Origin of the sequence: Luteibacter sp., assembly GCF_051958795.1 — a bacterium.
GTDB lineage: Bacteria > Pseudomonadota > Gammaproteobacteria > Xanthomonadales > Rhodanobacteraceae > Luteibacter.
Map to the genome: position 1 here is coordinate 1 of NZ_JBQCFT010000021.1, position 8,998 is coordinate 8,998.

The following is an 8,998-nucleotide window of genomic DNA, read 5'->3' on the forward strand; positions in this document are numbered from 1 at the left end:
GACGCGCGCAGCGACGCCGGATCCCAACTCAGCTTGCCGCCGAAGTGCCAGTCATTGGTGCCGCGCTTGCCGACCATGTTCAGCACGCCGCCGTCGGAGCGGCCGTACTGGGCACTGTAGCCGCCGGTATACACCTCCTGCTGGTCGATCGAGCCGTACGGCAAGGTCAGGCCACCGGCTGCCTGCAGCGGATCGGTCGTATTGAATCCGTTGATGTAGTACGCGTTCTCGTTGGCCGCCGACCCGCCGAAGCTGATCAGTGACTGCCCCGTGGGCCCGGTGAAACCGCCTGCGTTGCCGACCACGCCCGGCGCGAGGCGCGCGGCGGCCTCGGCGCTGAAGCCCCGTGGAAGCTTCGCCAGCTGCTGGGATGTGATCACCGTGCGGGAATCGACGCTGGCCACGTCGATGGGCGGGAGGGTGCTGGCCGACACGGAGACGCCCGCGAGCTCCTGCGCGCCCTCAGACGACACGGCGACGGGTGCGGCGAACGACACATCCGTGGCGGCACCCACGCGAAGCGCGACGTTCGCGTGCGACTGCACCGTCGCGCCCGCCTTGCGCAACGACACGGTGTAGTTACCCAGGGGAAGCTGCGCGATGGCGTAGCGTCCTCGGGCATCGACCGGCACATCACGCTGGAAGCCCGTGCCACTCTCGATGTGCACCGTGTCACCGGCGCCTTGCGCGACCTGGCCGCTGATCGCGCCCGTCGTCGATTGCGCCAACGCACCCCCGCTGGCCAGGCCCGCCGCGATCACCGCGGCCAGCACACGCTTGCGATACCTCATGCCCTGCTCTCCCCGTCTCGTTAGCCACCCGGCTTTTCCCGGAATGGCGGCAACAGCCGGCCCTCGCGATGGAGCCCCCGCGATCGCTGAAGTCGGCCTGGTTGGCGCCCCCGTGGCTCGGGGGCGTGAATGGCTTACGGTGTCAGTTCGAGTGTCACGACCGGGAAAGGCTGCAACGTCATCGTGGTCGGCGTATCCGCATCGAGCGTGCGTGCCGGTGTCGCGGCATCGGCCTTCCACGGGCTGCGCGCCTGGAACTGGCGTTTCGCGCCCGGTGGCAGTTCGAGTTGCCGCGCCAGGTCGACGACGAACGCCTGCGCCTGGTCAGAAGGGTTTCGCAACGTGAGGATGGCCTTCGTCGGCGTCCACGACGCCCAGCCATACACATCGAGCCGGCCTGGATCGCCGCCGACCCAGTGCGTATCGCGGAGCACGCCGGCGTTCGTGCGCGACCAGCGCGCTGCCTCGGCCAGCGTGTCCCAATCCTCGCTCGTGAGCAGTTCGGGCGTGATGTACAGCTCCTGCAATGCCGTGCCGCTGCCGAAGTACGAGTGCACCTCGTTGGCGAAATCATGCCCTGGGTCGGTGTTGAGCTTGCGATTCTCCCGCGCGTAGATGATCCCGTGCAGCATCAGCGAATTCAGCGGGAACAGCGGGCCCTTCTCCACGATGTTGTGGTACGTCTCGCGGTCGCGATAGGTGATCCAGCGCTCGCGCTTGCTGCCGACGCCCACCAGCTCATCGTCCTCGCCATCGCGCCAGATCGAGTCGGCGTACATCAGCCAGAACGGCGACGCGAGCGTGCCCGTGGTCAGGTTGACGAACAGATCGGGCTTCGCCGCACGCAGGTCGTCGATCAGGTGGATCGCCGCATCGAAATCGCTATCGAACACGCTGCCGGGGAAGACCTTGTTGGCGTTGCCGGTGCCGTCGAACTTGAACTGGTTGACGCCGTTGTCCTTCACCAGTGCCGTGGTCACGTCATGGAAGCGCTGGTAGTACTTCGGGCCCGACAGGGCCATGCCTTTGTCGACGATCTCGTAACCGGCTTCACCCGCCCGCTTCGCACGCTCCTTCGAGGGCGGGCCATAGCCGCCCCAGGGCGAGAGCCACATGCCGGGCGCCGCGCCGTACGCTTTCGCGGCTTCGGCCAGCGGCTTGAAGCCGTGCGGGAAATCCTTGCTGAACGCCCAGCTGCCGCTGTAGTCGTCCCAGCCGTCGTCGAACAGGAAGGAATCGAGCGTCACCCCACGCTTCGTCGCGAGTTCCTCGCCGATGTGGTGGATGCGCTCCAGTGCCTGCTGCTCGGTGTACGGCGTGAAGTAGCCGATGTCGTACCAGGAGTTGTAGTGCAGGAAGGTGCGGTAAGGATGCGCGCGTTCGCGCTCGATATACGTGAGGAAATCGCGGCGCAGCTGGTTATCGTGGGTCGCACCGAGCGCGGCTGAATACGTGACCGACGTGCCCTTGCGCAGGGGGAGCTCACGCTCCACCCAAAGCTGCACCTTCGTGCCGCCGCTCACCAGGCTCTTCGACAGCGGGTTCTCGAAACCGAACCAGTCGCGCCCGGAGATGACCGGTGAGCCATCGACGCTGCCCACCACCTCGGAGTCGGCAATCTTCGCCTGCAGCAGGTCGACACGGCGCAATGGTTCATCGGCCTTGAGCGCACTGATCGTCACGATTTCACGCAGGTAGTCGGAACCTTCGCGCTGCACCCAGGACACATCGATGCGGAAGCGCTGCCCGGGGTCCGTGAAACGCGCCTGCAACGCCTTGCCGGGCAGGCGCTCGGCACCACGCGAGGCCTTGGGGTCCGCCTTCAGCGTCGTGGCATGCGGCTTGCCTTCGAGGCGGAAGGCATCCGGCCCCAGCACGCTGCCATCGGCAAGCGTGAGCTGGAACGGCACCGCGATCGGCAGCTCGCGCTGGTTGATGTGGTCGGTAGTGACCACGTCGGTCACCTTGCCGTCGGCGACCTTCCACGCGAGCGTCATCGCGCCCGTGCCGAAGGTGTCCGCCATGGCCAGCGGCGCCAGCGTCATCGCACAGGCGGCGACCAGCGCACGCATCCGAATTCCTGCCTTCCCCATCCACACTCTCCCGAACCGTTGCTATGTGGTGATGCCCTCGATGCGGACGAGCGGCCGCAGGCCGTCCACCGTATCGAGCCGTATGAATCCCGTTTCGTCGCCCAGCGCGTTGGCCGCGCCGCAGGCCACGGCCAGGCGCAAGGCGTCGGCGAGGCTCTCGCCGCGCACGAGCGAGGCCACCAGGCCGCCAAGGAAGCAATCGCCCGAGCCGACCGCGTTGCGCACTCCCGCGACGGACAGCGATGCCTGCCACGCACCGTGCTCGTCGACCCCGACGGCACCCTCGGCGCCCAGCGTCAGCACCGCATGGCGCACCCCGCGCGCGTGGAGCATGCGCGCCACCGCCATCGCTTCGGCGAGCGTCGTCACCGGTGCACCGAGCAGGTCGGCCGCTTCGGCCGCATTGGGCTTGAGAAGCCAGGGCGAGGCTTCGGCCGCGGCACGCAGGGCGTCACCGCTGGCATCGATCGCACACGGCAAGGCAAGCTCCGAACTCACGCCTGCGTAGTACCCCGGATCGAACCCTGGCGGCAGGCTGCCCGTGAACACGACTGCGTCGCTTTCGCCGGCCCAGTGGCGTAGCACCTGGTCCAGCACGAAGCGGGTGTCCTCGCCGGGGTCATCACTGCGCTCGAGGATCTCGGTGATTCGCCCATCCGCCTCACGAATGGCGAGGCACTGACGCAACGGCACGGGCGAACGGACCGCGCGAAAATTGACACCGCGCAGGCGCAGCCGCTCGCCGAACTCCGCCGCGTGCGCGTCATCGCACAGGCCGACCAGGGTCACCGGCACGCCGAGCGTCGCCAGCGTTTGCGCGACATGCACGCCTTTGCCCCCGGGGCGCTCATCCGCCGGCGACGAGCGCACCACCGTGCCGGCCCGCAATGCGGACACATCGACCAGACGATCGATGGCGCTGTTGAATCCGGCGACGGTGATCATGCGTAAACACCCAGCAGCGCGAGCACTTCTTCCCTGCCCGCCTGCGCCGGCGTGCCGCCCAGCGCCCGTGTCGAAAGCGCACCGCACGCGGCCGCCCAGCGCAGGCACGTGGCCATGGGCTGGCCGCCCAGCCACGCGTGGAGGAAGCCCGCGTTGAAGTTGTCACCGGCTCCGGTGGTGTCGATGGCATCGACACGGAACGTCGGGACGCGAAGCACCGCGCCGTCATGGAGCGTGAGGCAGCCTTCGCGGCCGTGCTTGATCACCACGGCCGGGCCGAGCGAAGCCAGCCGATGCAAGGCCGCCTCGACATCATCCGTGCCGGCGAGGGCACACGCCTCCAGCGCATTCGGAAGGAAGACGTCTACGAGGGGGAGGACCTCAAGCAAACCGGCATCCCAGGTACCGTCCGGATCGAAGCCGGGATCGAGCGAAACACTCAGGCCCGCCGCACGGGCGCGGCCGAACAGCGCCGCGATGCTTCCCTGGAGGTTTGTCTGCAGGAAGTACGACGACACGTGCAGGTGGGTCGCACCCACGAGCGCGGCGTCGGGCACGTCGCTGGCATGCAGCGCCGCGATGGCTCCCGGATAAGTCACCAGCGCGCGATCGTGCGCACCCGAGAGTGCCACGGTCAGGCCGGTTTCCTGGTCCGCGTCCATGATGACCGCGGCGGTATCGATGCCCGCTTCGCGTAGCGCGGCCACGCAGTAGCGGCCGCGTTCGTCGTCACCCGCGCGGCCGATGAAACGTACGGTGTCGCCCAGCCGGGCAAGGCCCATCGCGCAGATCATGGACGAGCTGCCGGGCACCTGGCTCGCGCCACGGGCCAACCTCTCGGTGCCGAACGCCGGCGCACCGTCGATACCCGTCAGGATCAGGTCGACGTTCATTTCGCCAGCGACGACGATGGTGCTCACGCTGCTCCGCCCTCATGCAGCGTGAACTCACCGACCACGCGGGTGAGCACGCCTTCGGAAGGCGTATCCGGTCGGTGGCCCAGCTGCAGGCAGCGGAAGAACGCGAACAGCTGGCCGACCACCGTGTGCACGAGCAACTGCTGCGCGGGCGGCAAGGCATACAACCCGGGCAGGTCAATCGACAGCCCACCGTCACCCACCAGCGCGGGGTCGATATCCTGGCCGACGACGACGCGCGTGGCGCCGAGCCCCTTGGCGTTGAGCTCGCGCAGCAGGTCGGATTCGTAAGCGCGAATGCCGGCATCACCCGACAGGAAGGCGACCAGGACGCCGCCCCGGTTCAACCAGGCCATGGGGCCATGGCGGAAGCCCAGGAAGCTTTCGGCGAGGGTCACCGTATCGCCACCGCTCATTTCGAGCATCTTCAACGCCGATTCGCGCGCCGCGCCATAAGCGCCGGCGCTGCCAAGGTATACCGCGGTATCGCGTTCGCCCGCCGCAATGGCTGCCAGCGCATCGGCGTACACGTCGAACACGCGCTCGACCAGCGCGGCCGCGCCATCGGCCGGGCGGGTCGCGCCCAGTGCGCTGCCGGCGAGGAGCATGTTGGTGAAACTGCTGGTCATCACCAGGCTACGGTCGTTGGTGCACGGATCGAGCACGATGACATCGACCCGTGCTTCGCTGGCGTAGCGCGTGGCGAGACGACCATGCGCATTGCAGGTCACGACGAGGTGCCGCCAGCCGGGCGCGTTCGCCAGCACGGCATCGACGGCGCCGACGCTTTCCGGGCTATCGCCAGAGCGCGCGATGGAGACGAGCAGGCCTTCCGGCCCCGGCAACACGCCGGCACGGTGCGTGAGCAGGTCGCCCGCGGGGATCGCCCGCGACGGGATGCCCAGTTCCGCCTGCAACACGGGGGCGAGCGCTTCGCCCACGTACACCGAACTGCCCGACCCCGTCAGGACCACCTGCGGCGGGCGGCCGCCGAGCGCATGATCAAGCGCGGTGCGGAAGGCGGCGCCCTGCGACCCGGCCGTGGCACGCCACGTGGCAGGCTGCTGCAGGATCTCGCGCAGGGTGTCGGCGTAGCCTAGTTCCCGCTGGCGGGCCTCGGGCATCCCGCGCAGGCCGGCAAGGGACGGAACGGATTCACTGGAAGGGACGGTCATAAAGGACTTGACTTACGCTAGGTTGAAAACGAAAGATAACGAAACTTTCGATTGCAGGGTATCCCCGAGGAATCACGACATGCAAGCCCCGACGCACCAGACCCCCACCCTCGCCACGCTCGACCTTCCGCCGGGCAAGCGCACGCGCCTGCAGCGGATGCTCTACGGCCACGGGCCGGGCAACGGCACTCTGCTCGTCCTGCCCCTCGACCAGGGCCTCGAGCACGGCCCGACCGATTTCTTCCCGCACCCACCGGCGCTCGATCCCGATTACCAGTTCCGGCTCGCCGAAGCGGGCGGCTTTTCCGCGATCGCCCTCGGCATCGGCCTGGCGCAGAAGTACATCGGCCAGTATGCCGGCCGGGTACCGCTGATCCTGAAGCTCAACGGCAAGACCAATATCCCGGGCGATGGCGACGCCACCTCGCCCCAGTTCGCTTCGGTTGAAGACGCCGTGCGCCTGGGCGCCGATGCGGTCGGTTATACGCTGTACGTCGGTTCGCCGCGCCAGCACGACGAACTGCGCCAGTTGCGCAAGGTACGCGAGGATTGCGACCGCTTCGGCATGCCGCTGGTGCTGTGGTCGTACCCGCGTGGGGCGGCGATCGATGCGCGTGGCGGCAAGGGCTCGCTCTACGCACAGGACTATGCCGCGCGCGTCGCGCTGGAAGTGGGCGCGGATATCGTCAAGCTGCACGAACCCGATGATCGGCGCGATGGCGTGCCCGGCCCCTACGCCTCGCTCGACGAAGATGCGGCGGGCCGCACCTCCCGCGTCGTTCGCTCGGCTGGCCGCACCATCGTGCTGTTCTCCGGCGGCGAAAAGAATGACGATGACGACGCGGTGCTGCGCAAGGTGGAGTTCTACATGCAGCAAGGCGCGACGGGCGTGATGTTCGGCCGCAACATGTGGCTGCGCCCGTTCGAACAGGCGGTGGCGCTGACCCGCCAGGTGCATGACATCATGCAACGCTATTCGCGCTGAAAGGCCCTTCGATGACTGACGACCGCCACGACGAGGCCTGGGCCGGCTGCCTGTGCTGTTCACCGCCGGCCGCCCGAGCCTCGGCGGGCGGTGACACGGGCAAGAATCCGCTGGAAACCGCCCCGGTCGATGCGAGCCTGCGCCTGGTGGATTTCGCACCGCGCAGCATGCTCGCCACCACGGGCACCCGCATCGAGACGCCGCGCTTCCCGGTCATCGACATGCACACCCACCTGACCTGGATGAAGCGCACGCGCGGCGGCGTGTCGCTGGGCGAGGAAATGGTGCAGTTCACCACCCCGGGCGACTTGCTGCCGCTGATGGACCGCAAGGGCATCCGCTGCATGGTGAACCTGACCGGCGGCGTGGGCCGGGGGCTGGAAGACTCGATCGCGCGCTTCGACCGCGCAGCACCGGGACGCTTCCTCACGCTCACCGAGCCTTCGTTCCACCTGTTCGGCGAGGCCGGTTACCCCGCGCTACAGGCGGAGGCGCTGGCCGACGCGGCACGGCTTGGCGCCCGCGGCCTGAAGCTGCTGAAAACGCTCGGCCTCTACCTGCGCGAAGGCATCGACACCGGCGCACTGGTGGGGCTGGACGATCCCCGCTTCGATCCGATGTGGGAGACCTGCGCCGCGCACGGCCTTCCCGTCTTCCTGCACACGGCCGACCCGCTGGCCTTCTTCACGCCGACCGACCGGCACAACGAGCGCTACGAAGAGCTGGCCCAGCATCCCGACTGGTCCTTCTACGGCCGGGATTACCCGACGCATGCCGAGCTCATGGCAGCACGCGACCGCGTCATCGCCCGCCACCCCGCCACCACCTTCGTTTTGCTCCACGTGGGTAACCAGGGCGAACGGCTGGACGATCTCGCCGGCACGCTGGCCCGCTTCTCCAACGCGCTCGTCGATATCAGCGCCCGGATCGGCGAACTGGGGCGGCAGCCGCGGCGCAGCCGGGCGTTCATCGAGCGCTTCCAGGACCGCGTGCTGTTCGGCACGGATGCCGTGCCCCCGCCGTATGGGGACGCCGTACCGCAGCAGCGCCTGTGCGATGAGCTCTACGAGATCTACTACCGCTTCCTCGAGTCCGAGGACGAGTATTTCGACTACGCGCCGGCCGAGACGCCGCCCCAGGGACGATGGTCGATCTACGGCCTGGGCCTGTCTTCGGCTATCCTGCGCAAGGTCTACCATGACAACGCGGCGCGCCTCCTGCGCCTGGACTGAACCGCCAAGAGATGAGCGAACGACGCGTGAAGGCGCCGCCGAAGAAATTGCTGATCGAAGAACGCCGTCGTGCCGTCGTCGATCTCCTGCGTGAGGATGGCCGCGTCACCGTCGATGACCTGGTCGCCCGCTACGGCGTCTCCGCCGTCACGATCCGCGGCGATCTTGAAGCCCTGGAACTTGCCGGCCTTGCCAAGCGCTCGCACGGCGGTGCCGTCCCGGCCGAGCCCTCGCCGCAGGATGTGCCGCTGCCGATCAAGGAGACCCGCCGGCTGGCCGAGAAGCGCCGCATCGGCGATGCCGCGGCACGGATGGTCGCCGATGGCGAAACCATCATCCTCGACTCGGGTTCCACCACCGTGGAAATCGCGCGCTGCATCCGCCAGCGCAAGTGGACCTCGCTCACCGTCATCACCAACGCCCTGAACATCGCGCTGGAACTCAGCGGCCTGCCGACCGTGCGGGTGATGATGCTCGGCGGCATGCTCCGGCAGACCTCGTATTCTTTGGTCGGTACCGATGCGGAACGCGCGCTGTCGCGCCTCTCGGCCGACCGACTCTTCCTCGGCGTCGATGGCCTGGACCCGAAGGTCGGGGTGACCACGCCCGACCCGCAGGAGGCGAGCCTCAACAGCATGATGGTGAAGTGCTCGCGCGAAGTGGTTGCCGTGCTCGACGCCAGCAAGTTCGGCCAGCGCAGCCTCGCCGTCATCACCCCGATCAGCGGCCTCAACGTGGTGATCACCGACACGACCGCGCCGAAGGACGCCGTGCACGCGCTACGCGAGCAGGGTGTGGAAGTGCAGTTGGTCTGAATCTGTGGGAGCGGGGGGGGGGGGGGCGGGGGGGGGGGGGTGGAC

At 68.2% G+C, this 8,998-nt stretch carries 8 protein-coding genes; 3 read left to right on the forward strand and 5 right to left on the reverse strand.

The genetic code is table 11. The annotated features are described in order from the left end of the window. The 5 genes from ACTHLF_RS01395 to ACTHLF_RS01415 form a co-directional block, all read right to left on the reverse strand. Positions 1–791 (reverse strand): TonB-dependent receptor plug domain-containing protein (locus tag ACTHLF_RS01395; protein WP_440324179.1); only part of this gene is annotated, 791 nt, incomplete at its 3' end. Between the two features lie 134 nt (positions 792–925). Next, entirely contained in the window at positions 926–2,863 is a 1,938-nt protein-coding gene (locus ACTHLF_RS01400) for an enterotoxin (protein WP_440324180.1), read from the reverse strand. 42 nt (positions 2,864–2,905) lie between these two features. Then, the gene (locus ACTHLF_RS01405; RefSeq protein WP_440324182.1) at positions 2,906–3,829 is read right to left on the reverse strand and encodes a 1-phosphofructokinase family hexose kinase; all 924 of its coding nucleotides are present in this window, start codon (positions 3,827–3,829) and stop codon (positions 2,906–2,908) included. After that, positions 3,826–4,749: a carbohydrate kinase family protein gene (locus ACTHLF_RS01410; RefSeq protein WP_440324184.1), complete on the reverse strand. Its 924-nt coding sequence runs from the start codon at positions 4,747–4,749 to the stop codon at positions 3,826–3,828. The genes ACTHLF_RS01405 and ACTHLF_RS01410 overlap by 4 nt, the downstream gene beginning before the upstream one ends. Further along, positions 4,746–5,921 (reverse strand): SIS domain-containing protein, encoded by a 1,176-nt coding sequence (locus ACTHLF_RS01415; RefSeq protein WP_440324186.1) that lies wholly within the window; start codon positions 5,919–5,921, stop codon positions 4,746–4,748. The genes ACTHLF_RS01410 and ACTHLF_RS01415 overlap by 4 nt, the downstream gene beginning before the upstream one ends. A 79-nt stretch (positions 5,922–6,000) precedes the next feature. Between ACTHLF_RS01415 and ACTHLF_RS01420 the strand changes: the two genes are divergently transcribed. Genes ACTHLF_RS01420 through agaR form a run of 3 tightly spaced genes read left to right on the forward strand, consistent with a single transcriptional unit; the run spans position 6,001 to position 8,953 of the window. Then, positions 6,001–6,906, forward strand: coding sequence for a class I fructose-bisphosphate aldolase (locus ACTHLF_RS01420; RefSeq protein ID WP_440324188.1), 906 nt, complete (start codon positions 6,001–6,003; stop codon positions 6,904–6,906). A gap of 11 nt (positions 6,907–6,917) precedes the next feature. After that, positions 6,918–8,138: an amidohydrolase family protein gene (locus ACTHLF_RS01425; RefSeq protein ID WP_440324189.1), complete on the forward strand. Its 1,221-nt coding sequence runs from the start codon at positions 6,918–6,920 to the stop codon at positions 8,136–8,138. 11 nt (positions 8,139–8,149) lie between these two features. Beyond that, positions 8,150–8,953, forward strand: coding sequence for a transcriptional repressor AgaR (gene agaR / locus ACTHLF_RS01430; RefSeq protein WP_440324191.1), 804 nt, complete (start codon positions 8,150–8,152; stop codon positions 8,951–8,953). The last annotated feature ends 45 nt before the right edge of the window (positions 8,954–8,998 follow it).